The organism is Cetobacterium sp. 2G large, assembly GCF_014250655.1.
GTDB classification, from domain to species: Bacteria; Fusobacteriota; Fusobacteriia; order Fusobacteriales; family Fusobacteriaceae; genus Cetobacterium_A; species Cetobacterium_A somerae.
The window spans coordinates 12,966-37,758 of the sequence record NZ_JACHTH010000003.1; the positions used below are offsets into that span (position 1 = coordinate 12,966).

The 24,793-nt window shown below is 30.6% G+C and carries 21 protein-coding genes; 10 read left to right on the forward strand and 11 right to left on the reverse strand.

Features of this window, described 5'->3' with window-relative positions; translation table 11 throughout:
* Positions 1-91: 91 nt before the first annotated feature.
* The 9 genes from H5J23_RS01380 (at position 92) to fsa (ending at position 10,652) form a co-directional block, all read left to right on the forward strand.
* Positions 92-1,117: a sugar ABC transporter permease gene (locus H5J23_RS01380; protein WP_185890579.1), complete on the forward strand. Its 1,026-nt coding sequence runs from the start codon at positions 92-94 to the stop codon at positions 1,115-1,117.
* A 13-nt stretch (positions 1,118-1,130) separates the two neighbouring features.
* Positions 1,131-2,012: a carbohydrate ABC transporter permease gene (locus H5J23_RS01385; RefSeq protein ID WP_185890580.1), complete on the forward strand. Its 882-nt coding sequence runs from the start codon at positions 1,131-1,133 to the stop codon at positions 2,010-2,012.
* The gene (locus H5J23_RS01390) at positions 2,012-4,090 is read left to right on the forward strand and encodes a DUF4962 domain-containing protein (RefSeq protein ID WP_185890582.1); all 2,079 of its coding nucleotides are present in this window, start codon (positions 2,012-2,014) and stop codon (positions 4,088-4,090) included. Before H5J23_RS01385 ends, H5J23_RS01390 begins: the two co-directional genes overlap by 1 nt.
* Entirely contained in the window at positions 4,080-5,942 is a 1,863-nt protein-coding gene (locus H5J23_RS01395) for a heparinase II/III family protein (protein WP_185890584.1), read from the forward strand. Before H5J23_RS01390 ends, H5J23_RS01395 begins: the two co-directional genes overlap by 11 nt.
* A 1-nt stretch (position 5,943) precedes the next feature.
* The gene (locus H5J23_RS01400; protein WP_185890586.1) at positions 5,944-6,690 is read left to right on the forward strand and encodes an SDR family NAD(P)-dependent oxidoreductase; all 747 of its coding nucleotides are present in this window, start codon (positions 5,944-5,946) and stop codon (positions 6,688-6,690) included.
* A 75-nt stretch (positions 6,691-6,765) separates the two neighbouring features.
* On the forward strand, positions 6,766-8,133 hold the full coding sequence (locus tag H5J23_RS01405; RefSeq protein ID WP_185890588.1) for an MATE family efflux transporter: 1,368 nt from the start codon (positions 6,766-6,768) through the stop codon (positions 8,131-8,133).
* 98 nt (positions 8,134-8,231) lie between these two features.
* On the forward strand, positions 8,232-9,071 hold the full coding sequence (locus H5J23_RS01410) for a transketolase (RefSeq protein ID WP_185890589.1): 840 nt from the start codon (positions 8,232-8,234) through the stop codon (positions 9,069-9,071).
* On the forward strand, positions 9,064-10,020 hold the full coding sequence (locus H5J23_RS01415) for a transketolase family protein (RefSeq protein WP_185890591.1): 957 nt from the start codon (positions 9,064-9,066) through the stop codon (positions 10,018-10,020). The genes H5J23_RS01410 and H5J23_RS01415 overlap by 8 nt, the downstream gene beginning before the upstream one ends.
* Positions 10,017-10,652: a fructose-6-phosphate aldolase gene (gene fsa / locus H5J23_RS01420; RefSeq protein ID WP_185890593.1), complete on the forward strand. Its 636-nt coding sequence runs from the start codon at positions 10,017-10,019 to the stop codon at positions 10,650-10,652. Before H5J23_RS01415 ends, fsa begins: the two co-directional genes overlap by 4 nt.
* Before the next feature lie 295 nt (positions 10,653-10,947).
* Here the strand turns inward: fsa and H5J23_RS01425 are convergent, their stop codons facing one another.
* From H5J23_RS01425 to H5J23_RS01475, 11 genes are all read right to left on the reverse strand, one after another.
* Positions 10,948-12,066, reverse strand: coding sequence for a M20/M25/M40 family metallo-hydrolase (locus H5J23_RS01425; protein WP_185890595.1), 1,119 nt, complete (start codon positions 12,064-12,066; stop codon positions 10,948-10,950).
* Positions 12,066-12,728 carry a hypothetical protein gene (locus tag H5J23_RS01430; RefSeq protein ID WP_185890597.1) on the reverse strand — a complete coding sequence of 221 codons (663 nt, stop codon included), beginning with the start codon at positions 12,726-12,728 and terminating at the stop codon, positions 12,066-12,068. The genes H5J23_RS01425 and H5J23_RS01430 overlap by 1 nt, the downstream gene beginning before the upstream one ends.
* A gap of 15 nt (positions 12,729-12,743) precedes the next feature.
* Positions 12,744-13,445, reverse strand: a complete 702-nt coding sequence (locus tag H5J23_RS01435; protein WP_185890599.1) for a DUF5058 family protein — start codon at positions 13,443-13,445, stop codon at positions 12,744-12,746.
* 196 nt (positions 13,446-13,641) lie between these two features.
* Positions 13,642-15,996 (reverse strand): TIM-barrel domain-containing protein, encoded by a 2,355-nt coding sequence (locus H5J23_RS01440; protein ID WP_185890601.1) that lies wholly within the window; start codon positions 15,994-15,996, stop codon positions 13,642-13,644.
* A 59-nt stretch (positions 15,997-16,055) separates the two neighbouring features.
* Entirely contained in the window at positions 16,056-17,354 is a 1,299-nt protein-coding gene (locus H5J23_RS01445) for a TRAP transporter large permease (RefSeq protein WP_185890603.1), read from the reverse strand.
* Entirely contained in the window at positions 17,354-17,836 is a 483-nt protein-coding gene (locus H5J23_RS01450) for a TRAP transporter small permease (RefSeq protein WP_185890605.1), read from the reverse strand. The genes H5J23_RS01445 and H5J23_RS01450 overlap by 1 nt, the downstream gene beginning before the upstream one ends.
* A gap of 12 nt (positions 17,837-17,848) precedes the next feature.
* On the reverse strand, positions 17,849-18,823 hold the full coding sequence (locus H5J23_RS01455) for a TRAP transporter substrate-binding protein (protein WP_185890606.1): 975 nt from the start codon (positions 18,821-18,823) through the stop codon (positions 17,849-17,851).
* A gap of 29 nt (positions 18,824-18,852) precedes the next feature.
* Positions 18,853-20,457 carry a mannitol dehydrogenase family protein gene (locus H5J23_RS01460; RefSeq protein WP_185890608.1) on the reverse strand — a complete coding sequence of 535 codons (1,605 nt, stop codon included), beginning with the start codon at positions 20,455-20,457 and terminating at the stop codon, positions 18,853-18,855.
* 26 nt (positions 20,458-20,483) lie between these two features.
* Positions 20,484-21,530 carry a mannonate dehydratase gene (uxuA, locus tag H5J23_RS01465; RefSeq protein WP_185890610.1) on the reverse strand — a complete coding sequence of 349 codons (1,047 nt, stop codon included), beginning with the start codon at positions 21,528-21,530 and terminating at the stop codon, positions 20,484-20,486.
* 28 nt (positions 21,531-21,558) lie between these two features.
* Positions 21,559-22,962 (reverse strand): glucuronate isomerase, encoded by a 1,404-nt coding sequence (uxaC, locus tag H5J23_RS01470; RefSeq protein ID WP_185890611.1) that lies wholly within the window; start codon positions 22,960-22,962, stop codon positions 21,559-21,561.
* A 180-nt stretch (positions 22,963-23,142) separates the two neighbouring features.
* Positions 23,143-23,838, reverse strand: coding sequence for a GntR family transcriptional regulator (locus tag H5J23_RS01475; RefSeq protein WP_023050471.1), 696 nt, complete (start codon positions 23,836-23,838; stop codon positions 23,143-23,145).
* A gap of 183 nt (positions 23,839-24,021) precedes the next feature.
* On the opposite strand from H5J23_RS01475, the gene H5J23_RS01480 reads away from it, so the two are divergent.
* On the forward strand, positions 24,022-24,774 hold the full coding sequence (locus H5J23_RS01480) for a phosphatase PAP2 family protein (RefSeq protein ID WP_185890612.1): 753 nt from the start codon (positions 24,022-24,024) through the stop codon (positions 24,772-24,774).
* Positions 24,775-24,793: the final 19 nt, after the last annotated feature.

Below are 24,793 nucleotides of genomic sequence, written 5' to 3' on the forward strand. Positions count from 1 at the left end.
TTTAAAAAAAGATGATTAATTCTTAATTATAGACAAAAACATCACATTTTTAGTAATATTGCTTTAAGAACGACAAAACAAGGAGGTAGTTATGGAAACAAATTCGAAAGAGTTATATAAAAATATCAACAGAAATGAAGGAGTCGGAATACTAGATTCTGATTTCAATCCGAGATATGAATCTCTTGAAACAAAAAAAAAATTAACTAAAATTCAACAACTTGTAAAAACATTGAAAAAAGATTGGATGCTTTATGCCTTAGTTATTCCTCTAATTATCTGGTATATCGCTTTCCTATATAAACCTATGTATGGATTACAAATCGCATTTAAAAAATTCTCTATATTCAGAGGTATTTCTGGTAGTCCTTGGGTTGGTTTTGATAACTTTAGAGAATTTATGGGAAGCCCTTACTTTCTAAGAAGTTTAAAAAATACATTTTTAATTAGCTTCACTAGTTTAATAGTTGGATTTCCTATCCCTATAATACTGGCTCTTATGTTTAACGAAGTTAAGAATGAAATTTATAAAAGAGGAGTTCAAACTTTAACATATTTACCACATTTTATTTCAGTTGTTGTAATTGCTGGTATAGTTAAAAATTTTTTAGCTCCATCAAACGGTATTATAAATATTTTAATTTCAATGATTGGGCTTGAAAAAACATATTTTTTAACAAAACCAGAATGGTTTCGAAGTATTTATATTGGAACTAACATATGGAAAGAAGCTGGTTTTGGTTCTATTGTATATATAGCTGCATTAGCAGGAGTAAACCCTTCTTTATATGAAGCTTCTAGAATAGATGGCGCTTCTAGACTACAACAAATTTGGCATGTAAGTATACCTGGAATTCTTCCAACTATAGTTATTATGTTTATTATGAGAATTGGTAAACTATTAGATGTTGGTTATGAGTTAATTCTTTTACTATATCAACCAGCAACATACGAAACTGCTGATGTTTTGAGTACATATATTTACAGAACAGGTTTACAATCAGCTCGATATGATATAGCTACTGCTGCAGGGCTATTCAATGCTATTATAGGTTTTACCTTAGTATTTCTAGCAAATAGATTAAGTAAAAAATTAACTGAAACTTCATTATGGTAGGAGGAGATTAATTATGCAAGATTTTTATTCTAAAACAGAAAAAATATTAGGAAAAATAAATATAATTCTTCTTGGATTATTTGCTTTTTCTACAACATATCCATTTATCTATGTTTTATCATCATCATTGAGTTCTGGGACAGCAGTTGCTTCTGGAAGAGTTGTCTTTTTCCCAACAGAATTAACTTTAAGTGCATATAAACAAATTTTTTCAGACTCTTTATTATGGACTTCATATGCAAATACCTTCTTTTATACAATAGTAGGAACTGCAATTAGTATGGTTTTTACAATTACAGGTGCTTATGCATTATCTAAACCTAGATTAATCGGGCGTAAATTCCTTAATCTGTTCATTGCTTTTACTATGTGGTTTAGCGCTGGAATGATTCCATTTTACTTGAATTTAAGAGATTTAGGACTTTTAAATTCTCGACTAGGTATTTTAATAGCCTTTGCTTGTAACTCTTTCAATATAATTTTATTAAGAAATTATTTTGAAAGAGGTATTCCTGAAACTTTAGAAGAGGCAGCAAGAGTTGATGGTGCTACCGAATTTGATATTATGACTAAAATATATGTACCTCTTTCTAAATCTGCTCTTACTACAGTCGCTCTATTCTATGCAATAGCCAGATGGAATGGATACTTTTGGAGTATGGTGCTTTTAAAAGATGAAAGTAAAATCCCTCTTCAAGTTTATTTAAAAAAGATGGTTGTTGAGATGAATTTAGGAGATGAGGCTACTGAATTAGCCTTACAATCTGGATCTCACTCTCCTGAAACATTAGTTTATGCTATTATCGTAATTGCTATTATCCCTGTTGTTATAATCTATCCATTTATACAAAAATATTTTAACAAAGGAATTATGATGGGAGGAGTTAAAGAGTAATGGACACTAAAAAATATATTTTTCTAGGAAATAAGTTACCCAATTTAAAAGAATCTATATTAGAAGAAAAAGAATTCTTATTCAAAAGACTTTACGAACAATGTTCATTGTACAAAAAAATTAATCTAACCGAAGAGCATCCTAAAGGAAGCTCTACCTTTATGAGTATGGGAGCCTTAAATTTATCTTTAGCTTTTATGTTAACAAAGCAGAATCACTATTTAGAAGACGCTAAAAAATGGATTTTTACAGGAGTTAACTACTCTCACTGGGGGCATGCTCATCTTGTTGATGTAGATTTGAGTGCTTCGTGGCTTCTTTTTGGATATGCATTATGTTACGATTGGTTGAAAGATGATTTAAATGACAATGAAAAAAAACAATTAAAAAATAAATTAATTTTACAAGGAACTCGAATGTATGATTTTGCTCTAAAAACAGTTGGAGAAGGTTGGAGTACAAATTACTGGCAAAATCATAACTGGATTAATTTTACTGGCTTAGCTGCTGCTGGATATGCCTTAAAAGATGAATATCCATTAGCTAATGAATGGATTGAATACTCAAAAAATAATTTCTCAAAAGTTTTTTCATACATGCCAGAAGACGGTAGTGATTATGAAGGAGTTGTCTACTGGCGATATGGAGTTATATGGCTTTATATATACGCTCATCTTCTAAAGGAAAGAGAAAATATAGATTTTTTTGAAAAATCAGATTTTTTAAAAAATACTTTCTTTTATAGATTATACCAATCCACTCCAAACTTAGAAGAAATAATAAATTTTGGTGATTGTCATGATAGAAGAAGTGGACATAGTCCTGCTATATATTTTAAGATAGCATCTGAATACAATAACGGTTATGCTCAGAATTTAGGTAAATTAGTAGTTGATAAGTTCTTATTTAGAGAACAATATGAATCTGGAATAAAACCTGGAATTTTACCCGAAGCTTGGTTAGAACTACTTTGGTTTAATCCTAAAATTGCTACGTCCAATTTTAATGATTTACCTCTTGTTAAATATTGGAAAGATTTAGGTCTAGTTGTTATAAAAAATAACTGGAAAGAGGATGGAATAAGTTTTTCCTTCAAATGTGGAGCTCCCGGTGGGAAAAAACAATGGAATAAATCTTGGGAACTAGACAAAGCTTTAGGATGGAAAACTAGAGGATTAAGTCACCAACACCCTGATAATAATAGTTTTATTATCCACGGACATGGATCGTTTTTGGCAGTTGATGATGGATACAATAGAGATGTTAAAGCTTGCGAACATAACACTATTTTAGTAGATAATAGTGGTTATATCTCTGAAAATCAAAATAACATTTGGAAAGAAACTGAGTTTAATGATGTTGGAGAGATGAAAACATTTATCAACGAAAATAATTTTACATATGCTGTAGGAGAAAGTGCAAAATCATATGATAAACTCTTACAATTGAAAGAGTTTAAAAGACATATTTTAAACACAGGAGAACGATATTTTTATATAATCGATGAGTTAGATTCAAATATTCCTCATACGTACTCTTGGCTACTTCATAGTGATGTCAAAGGAGAATTTAATAATAATAAAATTGAAATTTTAAACGGCCCTGGATCTATGGATATTTATACATTTACTCCTACTGAAAATTCAAAATTATTTTATGATACTTATGTCAAAGCTGTTATGACAACACAAGAACCTGATAAATTTAGAGAAACTAATATGAAAACAATTAAACTATCAAATGTAGCTCCTGAGAAAAGTATAACCTTTATAAATCTTTTGGATATAAAAAATGCATTAAAAGATAGTTCATTGAAGATTGCTCACAGTCATACTCAAAATTTAGATACAGTAGTTATAGAAAATGAGGACTACAATGAATATTTTTATTTTAATAGAAACACTAATATAGATATAGAAAATATTTCTACCGATGCTAAAATTTTGGTTTTAAAGAAAACAAAAGAAAACTTAACTTTATTAGCTTCAGAATGCACTTATTTAGAGTATAAAAATAATACTCTTTATAAGGGAGAAAAAACAACTTTTACAAGAAAGGTGATTACCAATGAATATTAAAAATCAAGATTTTTTAAATATGCAAAAAGATATGGAAAAAGAAATTGACTTTTTCTTAGAAAATTTTTCTGACTCACCTGAAAAACTTAGTGGTTGGGGACATGATTATTTTTGTCATATTGATGGAGGAGCATTAATTTTTGACTATGAAAAACCTCATGAACATGTTTGTTCTGTTTGTGGCAAAATTTATACTGGAATAAAATATGATCAGTGCTGGACATATACTTACAGATATAATGTTATGTATTCACTTACAAAAGCAGCTTACTTATTTAAAGAAACTAAAAACAAAAAATTTTTCAACTATATAATCTCTATTTTAAATTTTTATAGTGATAATTATAAAAATTTTAAAGTCCAAGCAAAAGGGCAGATAGTAGATAATTTGACTATTGATGTAGGTGGGGCTTCTAAAATAATGCCTCAAGGTCTCAATGAAGCTATTATGCTAATCCGTATAACTAACGCACTTTCTTTAATAAAAAGCGAATTGGATCCTGAATGGATTGACAAAATCAACGAAAATCTTTTTCAACCAGCTATTAATCTCTTAAACCCTCAAAGAGTTAGAATTCATAATATTGCTCTTTGGATAGGAACAGCAATTGCCAGTGTAGCTCTTTTAACTGGAGATAACGAAAAAGTAAATGAAGTATATTCAGGAGAGTTTGGTATTAAAAATCAAATAGATAAAGGTTTTACTGATGATGGATTTTGGTATGAGGGGTCCATACACTATAACTATTTTGCTCTTGAAGGAGTTGTAAACTTCCTTTTATTTGCAGAATTATATAACTACAATATAGAAGATAGAGTTAAAGATAAGGTTTTAGATATATTAAAAGCACCTTATGAATACGCTTTTGATAATTTAATGTTGCCAAATCCAAATGATGGATGGCCTAATTTGGGCTTGAAAACTTATAGCTTCATATATTATATTGCTTATAAAATTTATGGTGATAAAATTTTAGATTTGATAGCTACTATCGAAAAAAATGAAGATCCAAGAACTGATGTAGCTTTATCTAAACCCTATTACTATAAAAACTATATTCCTTTAGAGAGATTACTTTTTGCTAAAGATTTAAACTTATCAAACAAAGGTCTATCTCCTGGAAAATCTAAAAAATTTAATAATTCTAGCTACGTTATTTTAAAAAATAACAAAGTTAATATTTTTGCAAAATCAGGACATCAAACTAAAAGTCATGCTCATCCTGATAAAATGAATATAGAAGTTAGTATAAATGGAAAATTTTTGACTAGAGATTTATCTAATCCTGGATATGGTTCTACAATTTGTAATGAATGGAATAGAGAGTCTCTTTCACATAATACAGTTATCATAAATGGAAAATCCCATGAAATGATTGAACCTGGAGAAATTGAAAATTTTACCCAAAACTCTTTTAGTATAAAATCTAATTCTATATATTTAAATACTTTATCTCAATTTGAAAGAAATATTATTTTAAATGATAATGGTTTCACTGATGAATTTAGAGTTAACACAGATGATAATAAAACTAAAGATTGGATTTTTCATATTGAGTCAGAAGTTTTATTAAAAGATATATCTGCTAAATTCTCTAATGATAATATTATTTTTGATAAAAATGGATATCAGCATTTAAAAGAGATTAATAAATTTGAACCTAAAGATTCTATAATTTTTAATTGGGATTTTTATGGAAAGAATCTTAAAAATATATTAGATACCTCTAATAAAGAGGTTTACATTGCAAAATCATATGATAACCCAGCTAATAAATTTAGAACAACTATAATCGTTAGAAGTAACAAAAATCAAGAGATTTTTAAAAATATATGGATAATGGAGGAATAAAATGGAAAACAAAATTGCATTAATTACTGGAGCAACTAGAGGAATTGGATTAGCTGTGGCTGAAACTCTTGGAAGAGAGGGATATAAAGTTATATTAAATGGTCTTTTAGAAGATGAAGGACAAAAAGTAGTGACAGACTTAAAAAATAATGGTATTGATGCTGAATTATATATTTGTGATGTTACAGATGAAAAGGCAGTTGATAAAATGGTAAATGAAATTGGAACTAAGTATGGTCATATTGATACAGTTATTAATAATGCTGGTGGTCTTGGTGGAAGAGAAAAATTTGAAGGAATGACTACAGAGTTCTATAGAAGAGTTATGGCTTTAAACTTAGATTCGACTCTTTTTGTTACTAGAGCTGCAATACCGTACTTAAAAAATAGTAAAAACCTTCCTTCTATAATTAACTACACTTCTATAGCTGCATATAATGGTGGGGGGCCTGGAGCAGGCGTATATTCAGCTGCCAAAGGTGCTGTTTTAACTATGACTAGATCTATGGCAAAAGAACTTATTGCATATGGTATAAGGGTTAACGCAATTTCTCCTGGAACTATTGATACTGCTTTCCATAGTGCTACTAATAAAGATATTATGGAATCTTGGAAGTCTGGTATTGCAATTGGAAGATTTGGAGAATCTAAAGAGGTTGCTGATATAATAAGTTTCCTTGTTTCAGAAAAAGCATCATATTTAGTTGGCGAGGTTATCCAAATTAATGGCGGACAAGCATATCTATAATATTTATTTAAAAGAGGTGGAATATTTCCACCTCTTTTCTACTAAACTCAAAGGAATAAAAGGTGATAATATTTAATGAAAATGACTATAAATAAACATACTATTTTAACAGGAAATATCTATAAATTGATTTTTATTTTAGCCACGCCTCTATTATTTAGTAATATTTTAAATAGAATTTACGATTTAACTGATGCTTTTTTTCTAGGAAAAATTGGAGGTATTCAAGTTGCAGCTATTACATATTCGTGGCCTTTAATAAATCTTATTTTCTCTTTAAGTCATGGACTTGGTGTAGCTGGAACTTCTTTAATTTCTATCTCTATTGGTAAAGGAATTCAAGAAGAGATTGACGCTAATGTACAGCAATTCCTAAATATGGGAATAATTCTTTCGATTTTCATTGGAACATTTTGTTATTTTTTTACAAAAGAAATACTTATAGTCTTAGGAACTCAAGGAGAATTACTTGAAGAGTGTAAAAAATATATGGAAATTATTTTTTTAGCAACACCGTTTACTTTTATAATTACATGTTATTCCGCTTTAAGAAAAGCCGAAGGAAAAAATTTAAAAGCCTCCACAATTCTTTCTCTTTCGGTAATTTCAAATATGATTTTTACTCCTATTTTTATTTTTAATTTTAATGCTGGTATTTCAGGAGCAGCTTGGGGAACTTTTTTAGCTAAATTTATTGGAGCTATATACTGTATTTATGATTGTCTCTATTCAAAAAATAGCCTAAATTATAAATTTTCAAAATCTTTTTTTAGCTTGAAAAAAACACTAGAGTTTCTTAAAGTTGGATTTCCTGCTTCTCTTTCTGAAGCAACTACTTCCTTAGGTTTTGTTATTCTTAACTCCTATGTTCGAGACTATGGAACTATTGTTTTAGCTGCCTATGGAATCGGGAATAAAGTGAATAGTATTTTCTTTATACCTGTAAGTGTAGTTGCCACTTCTTTAACAACACTTATTGGTCAAAGCTATGGAGCTAATGATGTAAACCGAATGAAGGATGTTCTAAATAAGGCTATCAAATTAGGAATTATTATTTCAACTATTGGGGCTCTTGGTATATTTTTTCTAAGCAAGAATATTGCTTTAATATTTACAAAAGATCCTTCAATATTAAAGCATAGTATTGTTTTTATGAAAATAATTTCTATTTCTCTTTTAGGTTGGGGTGTTTCTCAAATATATAATGGATTTTTCATAGGAATAAAAAAAACTCAATTAACTCTTTTTATAAGTATTTTTAGACTTTGGGGTGTTCGTCTTCCTTTATTTATAATCCTTTCTAAGTTTAATATAAATGAATATGCTGTTTGGTATGCTATGTGTTTAAGTAATCTCTCAGTTGGTATTTTTAGCTATTTTATTTTCAAAAAAAATTCTTCTATTTTCAAAAAAAATGCTGACTCTGTCCCAATAACTATATAATAATATTTTTTAATTTAATTGTAGGTTATTTATAAAGTTCATAGAACTATACTATATATACCTGTAATTTTTTGAAAAAGATTAAATAGGAGGTTTTTATGAGCGATATTATTCAAATGGAAAAATTTGCTAAAGATATACGTAAAGAGACATTAAAAATGCTTTTAAATAGAGGTTTTGGACATATTGGTGGAGCTATGTCCATTGTAGAAACTCTTGCAGTACTATATTCAAATATGAAGATTAATCCCCAAGACCCTAAAAATTTAGATAGAGATTTCCTAGTTTTATCTAAAGGTCATGCTGGTCCTAGTCTTTACTCTACTCTTGCATTAAAAGGTTTTTTCCCATTAGAAACTCTAATGACACTAAATGACAATGGAACAACTTTACCTAGTCATCCAGATAGAAATTTAACTCCTGGAATTGATATGACAACTGGTTCTTTAGGACAAGGGATTTCTGCTGCCGTTGGAATAGCTTTAGGTCTTTTAAGAGATGGTAGTGAAAGACAAGTTTACTGTATTGTTGGAGATGGTGAGTTAAATGAGGGACAGTGCTGGGAAGCTATTCAGTTTGCTGCTCACTTTAAATTAACTAACTTCACTCTCTTTGTAGATAATAATAAAAAGCAATTAGATGGAACAACTACTGAAATTTGTGAAACTTTTAGCATCTTAGAAAAGCTTAGAAGTTTTGGATTCCACTCTATGCAAGTTAAAGGCGACTCTGTTGGAGAGATTGAAACAGCTTTAAAAGGCGACAACTTTGGAAAACCTAAAGCTATTGTTTTAGATACTATTAAAGGTCAAGGGGTTAAATACTTTGAAGATTTAAAAGCAAATCACCACGTTAGATTTAATGATGAGATGAAGGGAGTTCTTCTTTGGGAGATTCAAAACTTTGAAAATGGTGATGAGGAGGCTGAAAATGAGTAATCTTATATTAGAAACTACAGAGATGAGAAAAGCATATAGTGAAACACTAAAAGAACTTATTAAAGAGGATAAAAATGTCTATGTTTTAGAAGCTGACCTTTCTGAAGCTATCACTACAACATCTATTGGTGTAGATTATCCAAATAACTTTGTTAACTGTGGAATTATGGAAGCTAATATGGTTGGAGCTGCAAGTGGATTATCTCTTCTTGGAAAAATCCCTTTTATTCATACATTTAGCCCTTTTGCTACTAGAAGATGTTATGACCAGATATTTTTATCTGGAGCTTATGCTAGAACAAATATAAAAATACTAGGTTCAGATACAGGAATTACATCACAACACAATGGTGGAACTCATACATCTTTTGAAGATATAGCTCTTATGAGGGAGATTCCTGGAGCTACAGTTATTACAGCAACTGATTCTACTATGTTAAAATACCTAATCCGTGAGATAAAAGATATCTACGGAATCCACTATATAACAACAATTAGAAAAAATGCTTATAAAATATATGATGAAAATGAAAAGTTTGAAATTGGAAAAGGAAAAGTCTTAAAAGATGGTAAAGACTTTACGATAATATCTAATGGAATAATGGTTGCAGAAGCTTTAAAAGCTGCTGAAGAACTTGAAAAGCAAGGGATTAGTGCTGCTGTTATTGATATGTTTACTGTAAAACCTATAGATAAAGATCTGATTATTGAATATGCTAAAAAAACAGGAAAGATTATAACAGCTGAAAATCACAATGTCACTGGTGGCCTTGGAAGTGCTGTTGCTGATGTCCTTGTGGAAAACTATCCAGTACCTATGAGAAAAGTTGGTGTTGAAGATAGATTTGGACAGGTGGGAACACAAGACTTCCTACAAAAAGAGTATGGTTTAACAGCTGAAAAAATTATAGAAAAAGCAAGTGAACTTGCTTTGGGAGGAAAGTTATGAAAATTTTTATCGACACTGCTAATGTAAACGAAATTAGAGAAGCTGCAAAGATGGGGTGTATCTCTGGAGTTACTACAAATCCATCTCTAATAGCTAAAGAGGGAAGAGACTTTAAAGAGGTTGTAACTGAGATCTGTGAGATTGTTGATGGACCTATCAGTGCTGAAGTTATCTCTTTAAAAGCTGATGAGATGATTGCTGAGGCTTTGGAGCTTGCTAAAATTCACAGCAATATAGTTATAAAACTTCCTATTACAAAGGATGGATTAGAGGCTTGTAGACACCTTGCAAATAGAGGTATTAAAACAAATGTAACTCTTATTTTTTCAGCTAACCAAGCTCTTTTAGCTGCAAGAGCTGGCGCTACTTATGTTAGCCCTTTTCTTGGAAGACTTGATGACACTGGAGTAAATGGTATTGAGTTAATAAAAGAGATTGCTGAAATTTTCAAGATTCACAATATCAGTAGTGAAATTATAGCTGCTAGTATTAGAAACACTTACCACTCTAAAGAGGCTGCTAAAGCTGGAGCTCACATTGGTACAATTCCATACCCTGTACTTTGTAAAATGTTAGAGCATCCACTTACAGATGCTGGAATCGCTAAGTTTTTAGCTGATTGGAATAGATAATTAAAATATCATTTGATTTTTGTAAAAAATAAGAGTATAATTAAATTAACAAACAAAGATTAATCAATGGTGAAAACTCCATTGTATAAAAAAGAGCTAGAGGGTAAACTAGCTCTTTTTTATTTTTCATGTTATAATCTTTATCAGTGGTTGCTTACCTCTTGAAAGGGGGTGGAGTTTTCATATGTTAAGATTGATCTTTGTTATAAGCCTTTTTTTATTACTTACTAAAAAAGGATACTAAGTAACCACTCGGCTAACTGTTACCCCAGTTAGCCTTTTATTTATATTCAACTTACTTTATAATGTAACTATTTAAAGCCTCTATAGTTTTAAATAGCTCTCTTGTATCTAACTTTTCATTTACAGTGTGAACCCCTTCCATTCCCACTCCAATGATTATTGAGTTATAACCTTTTTCTGCAAATATGTTACTATCTGATCCTCCACCTATAATTTGAAGTTCAGTAGCTATTCCCATACTCTCATATACCTTTGCAAACTCCTTTGCAAATGCAAGATCATCTGTTGGTTTTAAAGTTGGGAACACACATATCTTTTCAAATACAAACTCTCCACCTAACTTTTCAACACTGCTTTCACAAGCCTTCTCATAAGAGTTTAAAGTCTCAAATATAGACTCTAAAGAGTGTCCTCTAACCTCTCCTGTAACAACACAAAGATCAGCTACAACATTACTTGGAAACTCAGAGTGAATTGTTCCTAAATTTGAAGTTGTTAAAGTATCTATCCTTCCTATATTCATATTAGAAATAGCTACTCCTGCTAAAGTTATAGCATTTATTCCCTTTTCAGGTTCAATTCCAGCATGAGCTTTTCTACCTTTAAAAGTGATTTTAAAATCATACTTACTTGGAGCGGTATGAGCTATTAATCCAGCTCTACCTGAGTTATCTATAACAATCATATTCTTTGCTGGAACCATATGAGTTGGAACTAAATCCCAATCTATATTTTTAGCTCCTAGCATTCCATTCTCTTCACATGGAGTTAAAAGAACAAATACATCTTCATGTTTTGCTTCACTCTCTATTAGGTTTTCTAGAACCTCTAATATCACTGCAATACCAGCTTTATCATCTCCACCTAAAGTTGTAGTTTCATCAGTTTTTATAAAATCCCCATCTATTATTGGATTTATATTTGCACATGGCTCTACTACATCCATATGAGCTGCTAATGTAACTCCCTCTCCTGAAACATTTCCCTTTAATTTAGCGAAAATTGTAGGAGCATTTCCTCCGTACTTTTTAAACCCTAAATCTAAATATACTTCAAGTCCTAGTTTCTCTAATTGTTTTACTAGGTACTCACTATACTCCTTCTCATTTAACGATGGAGAGTATATTTTTACCATATCTATAAAACTATTTATAACTCTCTCTTTTTTCATTACCCAACCTTCTTTTCCATAAGTTTTTTAGCAAATAGTATACTTGAGAAAACTGATACTAATGTTATTAAAAACGCTGGCTTTCCAGGAATAAAGTTAACTAACTTTGTCATAGTAAATGATACTACTAAAGCAAAAACTGCAACTTTTGGTGACTTTATTGCAAACTGTGCAAAAACTCCTCCAAAAAGACCTGGTATAACTAGACTTAATAGTGCCATAAAGCTTGGTGGTAATTGACTTAATAGTGCTTGTCCAGCTAAAACTGATAATACTAAGAATACAATACCAATCCAGATAGAAACTCCTATTCCAATAGTTCCCATTATAGAACCCTCTTCAGTTCCTGCAGGACACTCAGAAGCTTCCTGAGCAGAGATTGCAGCAGGTATTCTCATGTTTACAAGGTTTCCTGATAAGAATCCCATGTATAATCCAGCTCTACCTACAATTGGATAGTAACTAATTGGCTCACTAAAGTAAAATGCTCCAGAAACAGAAGCTTGTGATATAGCTCCAGCAATAATTGCTGCTAATCCTGGATTAAATCCAAAGTAAAAAGTCATAATAAGTGCTGGTAAAAGAGAAGCGAAGAATCCTAAAACCATCGTACTTCTTCCAATTTTTGTAACATCATCTATATATCTATTATAAATTCCCATTTTTATCCTCCCAATTTATGCTGCTAAAAGCCCAATAGCTGCTCCACCAAACATAGCAAAAGTAAGTGCCCACTCTTTTAGCCAAGCCATTTTCTCTCCTATTTTTAAGCAAACTACCATAATAATCATTCCAGATATAGCCGCAATTGTTACATCAGGATTTGTATTAAACTTCATTAAGTTACCAACGTTAAAGAATGCAAAAGATCCTAACATAGCTCCTAATCCAACTGCTGGTAAAAGAGCCTTTCTTCCATTTGTTAACAGTCCATTAACTTTATCCATTTTATGTGCAAATAGGAATACGAAAACAATCCATCCCATTGATCCTAATGCCATAGTCCAAAGTGCATTTGTAAATACAACTGGTAACATATTTGTTGAAAGCTCTGATCCCATTGCTTGAGCTCCAAAGTTTGCTGCCATTGCCTCAAAGTTTGAACTTCCTATTAAACTCAGTCTAAGTGTTGATACTGGTGATCCCATTGTTACTAAAAGTGCTAGTAAACTTCCCACTACTCCTAGTGCTGGTCCAATACTTGCCATTGCACTAACTTTTATTCCCTTACTTATTTTATCGTTAGATATCCCTAACTCCTTAGCTGTTGATATTGATTTTTTAATGATTAACCCCGATTGAAGTAATACAATAATAATACCAAAAATAGCTGTTCCCCATATAATTGGGTGTGATGCATAGATCATATGCCCGTTCATAATCCCTCCTAAAATGTCTTAAATAAGTCTCTAATTCTTGAAACACTTGACTATATTATCACTTTAGTTAAAAAATGTCAATATTTTAAACACAAAAATCTCTTTATGGTTGTTTTTTTCAATTTAAACATGATTTTTATATGTTTTTTTAAATACTAAAAGAGCAATACCACTCAATTGTGATATTGCTCTTTTTTTATTTTTTTATTACTTTTCTACTTTTAGAATCTACTACAATAATTTCATAATCATCTTGAATAAATATTTTATCTCCATCTTTTTCAATAATCACTTCAATAGAATCCTCTTTTGCTTCTACTTTTACTGTTATTTTTGCACAACTTCCTTTTTTATAGCTTTGAGTTAATCCATCATCTTCAAAAGATGTAAACTCTGATTTGCCTGTTACTTCACTTGCATATATAACAAAAGCCCTCTTATCTTCATCTTTTGTTTCAAAAGTATAATTATCAGTAGAGTTTATTGGAATAATTGCTCCCTCTTTTATAAATAGTGGGAATGTACCTAAATTTGCTTCTACTTCGATAGTTTGCCCACCTTTATATAATTTGTTAGTATTATAGTCATACCACGAGTTACCCTCAGGTAGATATACTTTTCTTACTTTTTCTCCTTCTGTAACCACTGTTGCTACTAACATATCGTCACCTAATAAGAACTCATCATTTTCATTAAATGTGTTTCTATCATTTTCGTAGTTATAGAAAGTTGGTTTCATTATTGGAGTTCCATCTGTATGAGCTCTATATAGTAAGTTATAGATATAAGGTGTTATCTTTCTTCTAAAATCCATAGCCTTTTTTATTTCAGGTAAAACTTCTGGATACATCCATGGTACATTTACTGATTTATCATCATTCCATGAGTGAATTGTAAATCTTGGATAGAAAATTCCATTTTGTACCCATCTTACAAATAATTCTGGTGTTGGTGCTGGACCTGAAAATCCTCCAACATCATGACCTAAGTTATAAACCCCAGAAAGAGCTAAACTTATTGCCATATAGTTGTTATATCTCAGTGTTTTCCATTCTGTTCTATTATCTCCAGACCATGTTTGAACATACTTTTGCATACCTGGACATCCCGCTCTTGAGATTAAATATGGCCTTGTATTTCCATCGAACTCTTTTTGAGCCTCAAAAGATGATTTCATCATAAGTAAAGTTTGAATAGGTCTCATTAACTCAATATCCAACTCTTCTCCAAATCCATTACATCTTGCCTTTGAATCCCAAATTTCATATTCGTTGTTATCATTCCAAGTTGAATCAATTCCTAATTCTAAAAGTTTCTCTTTTACATTATCTTTCCACCATTTAACGGCTTCCTTATTTGTAAAATCTATATAAGCACCATTATCATCCCAGAATTGAACTAGTTCAGGATTATCACTATTTCTTTCTTTTACGAATAACCCTTTTTCTTTCATCTCATTAAATTTTGGATGATCATGTAAAAATGCTGGCTTTATATTAGCACAAAGTCTAACTCCATTTGCATGGTAATTATTTGTAAACTCTTTTACATCTGGAAACTTCTCATTATTCCAGTTAAATACATATCTCTTATCTCCAATGGAAGTATATCCTGAAGATAATTGAAATGAATCACATGGAATTACATTTTCTTTACAATCATCTAGAAAATTATTTAAAAGCTTTTGTGATTCTGGTAAATCTGTATAAGTCATCGTTGATCCTGAATATCCTATACTCCATTTTGGTGAAAATATAGTTTTTCCAGTTAACCATGAAAATCTTTCTGTTACATCTTTTACTTGTGGTCCAGCTATAACATAATAATCTAAATCTCCATCTTTAGCTTCAAAATATCTATATAATCCGTGATAGTTATCTAACTCTGTTCCCATTTCAAAAGTTACTGTTGAGAAATTATCATAGAATAATCCAAAAGAATATTTAGTTTCTGGATTTCTAGTTATATAAAATGGTATATGTTTATATAGTGGATCACTATATTCTGCATCATACCCCATTGGATCTAGGTTTTTCATTCTCATTCTTCTAAAATGTTTATTTACTTTTCCACTTTTTTCTCCAAATCCAAAGTATTGCTCTTTTAAATCTCTTTCTAAATAATGGTATATATTTTCATCCCAGTATCCAAAGTTATAAGCTTGAGTTTTTCTATCTTGAGCTATCTTTATCCACTCATTTCCTAATTTTCCAAACCAAGTCATCTTCATACCATTAAGATCTACAATAACTTTTAAAAGTTCAGTTGAAATTGTTACGAATCCTTGAGTTTCTTCAACTTCAAACTTTGGCAATTGGAATACTGAGTGATCAAATCTATCTCTTCCCTCTATTGGAAAATCTTCCATTCCAGGTGTTACAGTCCAAGTTTTTCCAAGTTTTAATTTACCCTCTTTTAAAAATGTTACTTTAAAGATATCTTTTTCTAAAATCGAAAGCTTCACTTCTAAGTTTAGCTCTTTTGAAGCAAATGTTACTATATTTTCTCTATTGTCTATTTTTTCAAATAGATAGTTCAATTTTATTCCCATAATATACTTATGAGGGTAAATCTAAATTTACCCTCACCCTCCTTATTTATACAATCTTTTTATAATAATTTAAATAGTTTTGGTAATCCTAAACTTATCCATGGAATATATGTTATCATTAAAAGAGTTATTATTAAACCTATAAAGAATGGTATTAATTCTTTTATAACCTCTTCAATTTTAACCTTGGCTATTCCACACCCTATAAATAATACACTTCCCACTGGTGGAGTACATATTCCAATACATAAGTTTGATACTAACATTATACCAAAATGTACTGGGTGTAATCCTAATTTTGTTGCAATTGGTAAAAATATTGGTGTAAATATTAATATCGCTGGTGTTAAGTCCATAAATGTTCCTGTTATTAATAAAATAACATTCATCAATAGTAAGATTATTATTTTATTATCTGATAATCCTAAAATTGCATTCGTTATAAACTGAGGTATCGTCGAAAATGCCATCGCCCAAGACATTATACTTGATGCACCTATTAGAAACATTATTATTCCTGTCATTTTTACTGTATCTTTAAATATCGTTTGCATATGCTCAAAGGTTAAACTTTTGTAAACTACAACTGATAAGAACAGTGTATATACTACTGAAATTGCAGATGCTTCTGTAGCTGTAAATATTCCAGCAATTATTCCACCTATCACTATAACTATTAATAATAAACTTGGAATTGCATCTAAAATAATCTTTGTAGCTTCACCAAAGGAAACTTTTCCTTCAACTGGATAGTTATTCTTTTTAGCTATAAAATATGCTATTATCATAACACTAAGACCCATAAGTATTCCAGGTATATATCCTGCTACGAATAGAGCTCCTATTGAAGTTCCTCCACTTACTAGTGAGAAAACGATTAGAGATCCACTTGGTGGAATAAGTAATCCTGTTGGAGATGATGCAATATTTACTGCTGCTGAGAACTTAGGATCATATCCCTCTTTCTTCTGTAAAGGATCTAATGTTCCTCCAATGGCTGCTGCCGCTGCTACTGCTGATCCAGAAATTGATCCAAATAGCATATTTCCTAAAACGTTAACTTGAGCTAGTGATCCTGGTAATCTTCCTCCAAGAAGCTTAGCAAAATTAACTAATTTTATTGCAATTCCACCGGTATTCATTATACTTCCTGAAAGTATAAAGAATGGTATTGCCAACAGTGTAAAACTATCCATTCCAGTTATCATCTTTTGAGCTGATGCTATAACTGCTACGTCAAATGGTAAATTAATAAGTATTGTTAGAAAAGAAGCTAGTCCAATTCCGATAGATATTGGTGTTCCTATAGCTAATAGAACGAAAAAACTTATAAATAAAACGCTTATTGTTAAAGCCATTATTTCTCTCCCTCCTTTAAAATACCTTTTAATTCAACTATATCTATTAACATATATAGCAGATTTATTATTCCTGAAATAGGAAGTATTGAATATACAATTCCCATAGGAATCTGTAATGAAGGTGATAACTGTCCCATTGTGTTTAGTGAAAGTTGTCCTCCACCTATAACTTGAACTAACAATATAAAGATTAAAACAATTACTGAAATCAATATTTGTAGTTTTGTTATTTTTTCTTTTGGTAATCTACTTACAAGAAGATCTATTGATAGATGAGCTTTCACTCCAAAAGAGTATGTTGCTCCCAATAAACCTATCCATATTAAACTAAATCTTGAAAACTCATCTGTAAATGTACTTGGATTATTTAATACATATCTTGATATAACCTGCCAAGTAACTGCTAAAACTAGCAGTGTTAAAACTAGCGAGGAAAATAAAATGATTATTTTATTTATTTTATTTCTTATGCTTTCCATTATTAGCCCCCTTTATTTTGTATCTCTGATTGAATTGATTAATCTTGCCATTGTTTCATTTTTCATCAATTCATCATACATAGGTTGAACTTTCTCTTGAAATGGCTTTTTATCTGGATATACAAATTTTACATTCATATCTTTAGCTTGCTCTATTTGTATTTTTTCCATTTCAGCCCATAAAGCTACTTGATATTCAAAAGCTTCTTCTGCTGAATCTTTAAAGATTTTCTTTTGCTCACCATTTAACTTTCTCCAAGTAGAATTACTAATAAAGAAAACATCTGGTACAATTGTATGCTCATCATACGAGTAAAATTTTGAAACCTCTCCATGTCTATCTGTTGTTATAGCTGAAATATTATTTTCAGCTCCATCTACAACTCTTTGCTGCAATGCTGTATATAATTCTCCATAAGATAAAGGAGTTGCCGTTCCACCTAAGTACTCAACCATTTTTATAGCTGTGTTACTCGGTTGAACTCTTATTTTTAATCCTTTTAAATCATCAGGTGTTTCAATAGGTTTTGATCCATAGAAATTTCTTGTTCCTGCTGTAAAATAACCTAGTCCTACGAATCCACTTTTTCCAGTCATCTCTAGAAATTCATCTCCTACAGGACTTTTTAATACTTTTAAGAAATGATCATAACTATTAAATAAGTATGGCATTGAAAATATTGCATACTCTTTAACAAATCCCTCTATTGGTGATGCACTAGCTTTAGTCATATCAATAGCTCCAGCTTGCATTAATTCAATCAATTCTCTTTCTTGACCTAATTGACCATTAGGAAATATCTGAATTTTTACTTCTCCATTTGTTTTTGTTTCTACTAATTCAATAAATTTTAACATCCCTTTATGAACTGGATGCGATTCACTTAAACCATGAGCTAGTTTTAAATTTAAATCCCCACTATTCTCCTTTTTATTACAACCTACGATTGTAAAAAGCGTGACAATTAAAAAAATTATTTTTTTCATATCTTTTGCTCCCCATAAATTTCAATTTTTTATTTTGTTTCTAAATACTTGTGTAAAGTATTTCTAACTGCATCCTCCCCAGATAACATTTCTACAAAATAATTTTCTATTAATTCTGAAAGACCAACTTCCTCTAAGTTAACTCCAAAGATTCTATCATTTGTAAGCACAGTTTTTAGTTGCCCTTTATAGCTCTCAGGTTTTCCAAACTCAATCCCTACTAGCTGTTCTTTAAGCATCTCTAACATTGGGTCATTACTAATTGATCTCTCTAATCCCTTATCATCCACTCCTAAAAGGTATCTAAACCACCCAGCTAACACTAGTGGAATATATTTTAATGATTTAACATCTAAATTCTCATCAGCCATGTATGACTTAATAGTCTCTCCAAATCTGATAGCTATCTTTTGAGATGTATCTGTAGCTATTCTTTCTGGTTGATCTGGAATATATGGATTTAAAAATCTCTCATCTATAACCTCATCTATAAAGGCCTTTGGATTGATTATCTTTGGACTTTCAACAACTTTTAAAGCCTCATTATAACCAACCTCTTTTATTAATCTATTTAAATCTTCATCACTTGCTGCATCATAAATTGATTTCTTATTTAAGATACATCCAAATATTGCAAGTGTTGTATGTAATGGATTTAAACATGTAGTTACTTTCATTTTCTCTGTTTTCTCAACAGTTTCTCTATCTGTTAAAAATACTCCAGCTGCCTCTAAGTTTGGTCTTCCGTTAGGGAATTTATCCTCAACTATAAAGTACTCTGGTATTTCAGCATTAACAAAAGGAGCTACGAAGCTATTTCTATTTGTGATAACTGGTGCCATATCCTCAAATCCTAACTTCTCTAAAGAGATTTGTACCTCTTCAGCTGGTCTTGGAGTGATTTTATCTATCATAGTAACAGGGTAAGATACTTTAGACTCATCTTTTAAATATGCTAAGAACTCATCTTCAACATATCCATTAGTGTTCCAAGCTGTAGCTATCTCTAAAACAGCTGCCTTTATTTTATCCCCGTTTCCAGAACAGTTATCCATACTTACTAAACTTATTGGTGTTCCATTAGTTTTAAATCTTGAGTAAAGTAGTTTTGTAATTAAAGCCATTACATGCTTTGGAGAAGTAAATCCGTTTTTGAAATCCTCTAATATAACTCCAAAATAGTTTCCTGAAGGATCCTTTAAGTTATATCCTTTTTCAGTTATTGTAAAACTGATCATCTGAAGTGAATCTTTTTTTACAATCTCCTCTAAAGTATTGAAGTTCTCATCAGTAGCTTTTATCGACTCAACGATACTACCAATAATCTCATTTTGGAAATCTCCATTTTTATTTAACGTCGTTAAGATAGTTAAGTTATCAAATGGTGTATAAGCTTTGTCTATAATCTCAGTATCAAAGCTCTCAGCTACAATAATCCCTGTATTCTCTAGATTTTTTTCAATTAAAACTTGTTGTACTTTCCCCATGTATGCTCTAAAGATATTTCCAGCACCAAAGTGTAACCACTTTGGCGTTTTTAAAGTTTCTTCTTTTACTGCCTCAATATCATATTTTGGTACTATTATCCCTAATGAACCATCTATGTTTTTTATATCCTTTAAGTTTAATTTCATCTCAAATCTCCTTTTGTTAATAACTGTTACTTTAACTTAGAAAGAGTCTCCCAAATTCCTGTTATATAACTTGCTCCTAAAGCTCTATCATATAATCCGTATCCTGGTTTTCCTGTTTCTCCCCAAATCATTCTTCCGTGATCTGGTCTTAAATATCCATCAAAGTTATTCTTATGAAGTGCTGCCATAATCTTAACTATATCTAATGATCCACACCCTGAGTAGTGAGCTGACTCTTCAAAGCTTACTCCATCCTCAAGAAGTTTTACGTTTCTTACGTGCATAAAGTGGATTCTTCCCATTGCACTGTACTTATCTACTAATCTCTCCATATTGTTGAAGTTAGCACATCCTAATGATCCTGTACAAAGAGTTAATCCATTGTACTTGCTATCAACTAGACTTAAGAATCTATCAACATTTTCCTCACATGTTATGATTCTTGGAAGTCCAAAGATTGGCCAAGGTGGATCGTCCGGGTGAATAGCCATTTTTACATCAGCCTCTTCAGCTACTGGAATAATCTCTTTTAAGAAATACTCTAAATTAGCCCAAAGTCCCTCTTGTCCTATACTTTTATATCCTGCAAATAGCTCTGCTAACTGCTCTTTTGTGTAACTTGAATCCCATCCTGGTAGTGATAGATTACTATTTAATGGATCTAATGCATCAACTTGGTCTTTATAATAAACAAGTGCTGTTGAACCATCCTCTAACTCTTTATCTAACTGTGATCTAGTCCAGTCAAATACAGGCATGAAATTATAACATATAACTTTAACTCCAGCAGCTCCTAAGTTTTTTATGTTCTGCTTGTAGTTTGCTATATACTCATCTCTTTTTCCAATACCTAACTTTATATCTTCATGTACTGGTACACTCTCTATAACATCAAATTTTAATCCAGCTTTTTCAACTGTCTCCTTTAAAGCTAATATTTTATCCATTGGCCAAACTTCTCCAACAGGAACATCATATATAGCTGTTACAATACTATCCATTGTTGGAATCTGCTTTATATATTCCAGTTTTACTGGATCAGATTCTCCATACCATCTAAATGATAATTTCACTTTCTCCTCCTTAAAATATCTATATTAATTAAATTTCTAACTTAAAGTAGTTCTTTGCATTGATGAAACAGATCTCTTCAATCATTGCTTTTAAAATCTCCTCATCATATGGAACCTCTCCATCCTCTACCCAAGTTCCCACTAAGTTACAAAGTATTCTTCTGAAGTACTCGTGTCTTGTGTAAGATAGGAAACTTCTAGAGTCTGTAAGCATTCCTACAAATCTTCTTAAAAGTCCCAGTTGAGATAGAGCTGTCATTTGACGAATCATTCCATCCTTTTGATCGTTAAACCACCATCCAGATCCAAACTGAATCTTTCCTGGAGTATCACTATTTTGGAAGTTACCAATCATAGTTCCAAGAACTTCATTGTCCTTTGGATTTAAACAGTAAAGTATTGTTTTTGGAAGTTTTCCATCTACATCTAAACTGTTTAATAATTTTGATAAAACCTCTCCATAGTTATTATCTGCTATTGAATCAAAACCAACATCTGCACCTAGTTTTTTAAACATTCTTTCGTTGTTATTTCTAAGAGCACCCATGTGTAGTTGCATTCCTAAATCATTTTTGTAATAAATCTTTCCAAGAGCTAAGAAGATCTCAGTTTTATAAATATCTGCTTCCTCTTTTGTTAAAGTCTCTCCTGCTAATCTCTTAGCGAAGATTGTCTCTATTCTATTCTCAGTGTCTCTTCTATAAAAAGGTGCCTCTAAACTGTGGTCAGTTACAACACAACCATTTTTTACGAAGAACTCCACTCTTTTCTCTAAAACCTCTACTAGTTTTTTGAAAGAGTTTATCTTTTCATTTGAAACAGTTTCTAACTTTTCTAACCAGATTAAGTAATCATCTTTTTCTAAGTAGATAGCCTTATCAGGTCTAAAAGTTGGAAGAACTTTTACTTTGAAGTTCTCATCCTTTAAAATCTCTTGATGAAACTCTAATGTATCAGCAGGATCATCTGTTGTACAAAGTGCTTTTACATTTGATCTCTCAATAAGTCTTTTAGCTGTAAACTCACTTGTTTTTAGTAGCTCATTAGCTTTATTCCAGATGCTCTCAGCAGTCTTTCTATTTAATACCTCTTCTATTCCAAAGAATCTCTTAAGCTCTAAGTGAGACCAGTGGAAAAGTGGGTTTCCATAAGCGTATTCCATAGTTTCTGCAAAAGCTAAGAACTTCTCATAGTCAGTTGCATCTCCTGTAATATACTTTTCATCTACACCATTTGATCTCATAGCTCTCCACTTATAGTGGTCTCCATAAAGCCAAATCTGTGTTATATTTTCATAGCTTTTATTCTGGGCTATCTCCTTTGGATTAAGGTGACAGTGGTAATCGAATATAGGCATTTTTTCTGCATATTCATATAGTTTTTTACTTACATCATTTTTTAATAAAAAATCTGAATCCATAAATTTTCTCATTTAGAAACTCCTTCAAATCTTTTTGTATTAGTTGTATGCAAGTATGATAACCAATCTTTTGGAATTTGTCAATATATTTTTTTGTTCTATTTCAAGAGTTTAGTGTTCTATTTTAAACAAAAAGCACTTGAAATATAGTGTTTTGAACTATACTTCAAGTGCTACATCTTAATATTTTTTTTACTTACTGCAAAAATACTCTGGATATTTTGCCTCATATTTTTTAATTACATCTTTATAATTTAAAAGATGTTTTTCAATTAATGTATCTACATTTTTATCATCTTTATTCTTTATTAACTCTACAATTTTTATATGTTGATTTAGTGTAGCTTCAATATTAGTCTTCTCTAAAGCATCTAAAAGTCTAAGTCTATCATAGTGAGTCGATAATCTTTTAATAGCTTTCCAACTATTCTTTTTATTGTAGTGCTCAAACAGTATATAGTGAAACTCATTATCTAAAGTGAAAAACTCATGTAGATCCCCATCAAAATTTAAAATTATCTTTTGATACTCTATATTTTTTTCTAACTTCATCACTAAATCATTTACATTTTTATCACACATTGCCATTTTTAATATTCTCTCTTCACAAGTTTCTCTAACAAAGATAGCTTCCTCTACTAAATCATAATCTATCTTAGAAACAAAAGACCCTTTTTGAGGAAAAACTTGAAGTAACTTCTCCTCTACTAATTGTACAATAGCCTCTCTCAGAGGTGTTCTACTTACATTTAGTATCTTACTTAACTCTATCTCCCCTATTGATTCCCCTGGTTTTAAATTTAGACTCATAATATTCTCTCTCAAAACTCTATATATATACTGTCTTGTATTTTCTTTAGAATTTTTACTTACCCCTTGTAATCTCATCCTTTTCTCTCCTATCACTGTTTTTATATATTATATCAGCATTTTGTACAAATGTATACTAGTCATACTATTTAAAGTTTTTTTAGTTATATTCTCTATAAAATAACAAAGGAAATACCCCATTTTTCTTGTATTCTAGTTAGTATCAAAGGCATGTAAAATCAAATTTTTTAGGAGGTTATAATGATAGATATAGGTACAATATTTTTAATCTGTTTAATCATCTACATTTTATTAAAAAGAAGAGATCTTATCAAGTTAAACTTAAGGATTGAAAGGATGCAGTACATACTTTTTATAGTTTTTGTTATATTTCTACTTTTTGTAATAAACTTCTTAGATAAAAAAATCGCTTTTATTGTATCAAATCATTATCCACAAGGATTACTAGCTAACTACCCTATATTAAATGAAACTCTAACAGATATTTTTAAAGGAATAACTCATTTAGGTGAACCAAACTACTTAGCTTTAGTAGCTCTTCCTGCATTTTTATACTTTAGATATAAGAAGAACACAAAACTTCAAACTTTAATTTTAAGTGCTGTTGTAATAATGATGTTTGGGTCTTTAATCTCCACTATTTTAAAGGCTGTTTTTGTAAGAAGCCGTCCCTATGAAGAGTGGAATAACTTTGGATTTTACTTTATAACAGATGTTCTACAAAAAAGAGTTCCTTATAACGGAGATTATATGTCTTTCCCATCAGGACATACTATGGTAGCTTCTTGCGGATTCTTCTACTTAGCAATGATGAATAAAAATATTCATATGAAAATATTCTGGTCAGTTATTCCAATACTAGTTGCTATTTCTAGAGTTTACCTATCATATCATTGGCTAAGTGATGTTTTAGCTAGTTTACTATTTGGACTTTTCCTTGCTAAAAAATACAAGGATAGCCTTGATCCATCCTCTTTAAATGATTTAAGCTAGGTATAAAATACCTAGCTTT

Coding starts and splice junctions, on each gene's coding strand:
- H5J23_RS01415 (WP_185890591.1), top strand. CDS start 9,064: ATGAGTAATCTTATATTAGAAACTACAGAGATGAGAAAAGCATATAGT.
- uxaC (WP_185890611.1), bottom strand. CDS start 22,962: ATGAGAAAATTTATGGATTCAGATTTTTTATTAAAAAATGATGTAAGT.
- fsa (WP_185890593.1), top strand. CDS start 10,017: ATGAAAATTTTTATCGACACTGCTAATGTAAACGAAATTAGAGAAGCT.
- H5J23_RS01480 (WP_185890612.1), top strand. CDS start 24,022: ATGATAGATATAGGTACAATATTTTTAATCTGTTTAATCATCTACATT.
- H5J23_RS01435 (WP_185890599.1), bottom strand. CDS start 13,445: ATGAACGGGCATATGATCTATGCATCACACCCAATTATATGGGGAACA.
- H5J23_RS01410 (WP_185890589.1), top strand. CDS start 8,232: ATGAGCGATATTATTCAAATGGAAAAATTTGCTAAAGATATACGTAAA.
- H5J23_RS01475 (WP_023050471.1), bottom strand. CDS start 23,838: ATGAGATTACAAGGGGTAAGTAAAAATTCTAAAGAAAATACAAGACAG.
- H5J23_RS01455 (WP_185890606.1), bottom strand. CDS start 18,823: ATGAAAAAAATAATTTTTTTAATTGTCACGCTTTTTACAATCGTAGGT.
- H5J23_RS01450 (WP_185890605.1), bottom strand. CDS start 17,836: ATGGAAAGCATAAGAAATAAAATAAATAAAATAATCATTTTATTTTCC.
- H5J23_RS01460 (WP_185890608.1), bottom strand. CDS start 20,457: ATGAAATTAAACTTAAAGGATATAAAAAACATAGATGGTTCATTAGGG.
- H5J23_RS01440 (WP_185890601.1), bottom strand. CDS start 15,996: ATGGGAATAAAATTGAACTATCTATTTGAAAAAATAGACAATAGAGAA.
- H5J23_RS01430 (WP_185890597.1), bottom strand. CDS start 12,728: ATGGGAATTTATAATAGATATATAGATGATGTTACAAAAATTGGAAGA.
- H5J23_RS01380 (WP_185890579.1), top strand. CDS start 92: ATGGAAACAAATTCGAAAGAGTTATATAAAAATATCAACAGAAATGAA.
- H5J23_RS01385 (WP_185890580.1), top strand. CDS start 1,131: ATGCAAGATTTTTATTCTAAAACAGAAAAAATATTAGGAAAAATAAAT.
- H5J23_RS01390 (WP_185890582.1), top strand. CDS start 2,012: ATGGACACTAAAAAATATATTTTTCTAGGAAATAAGTTACCCAATTTA.
- H5J23_RS01445 (WP_185890603.1), bottom strand. CDS start 17,354: ATGGCTTTAACAATAAGCGTTTTATTTATAAGTTTTTTCGTTCTATTA.
- H5J23_RS01400 (WP_185890586.1), top strand. CDS start 5,944: ATGGAAAACAAAATTGCATTAATTACTGGAGCAACTAGAGGAATTGGA.
- H5J23_RS01405 (WP_185890588.1), top strand. CDS start 6,766: ATGAAAATGACTATAAATAAACATACTATTTTAACAGGAAATATCTAT.
- H5J23_RS01425 (WP_185890595.1), bottom strand. CDS start 12,066: ATGAAAAAAGAGAGAGTTATAAATAGTTTTATAGATATGGTAAAAATA.
- H5J23_RS01395 (WP_185890584.1), top strand. CDS start 4,080: ATGAATATTAAAAATCAAGATTTTTTAAATATGCAAAAAGATATGGAA.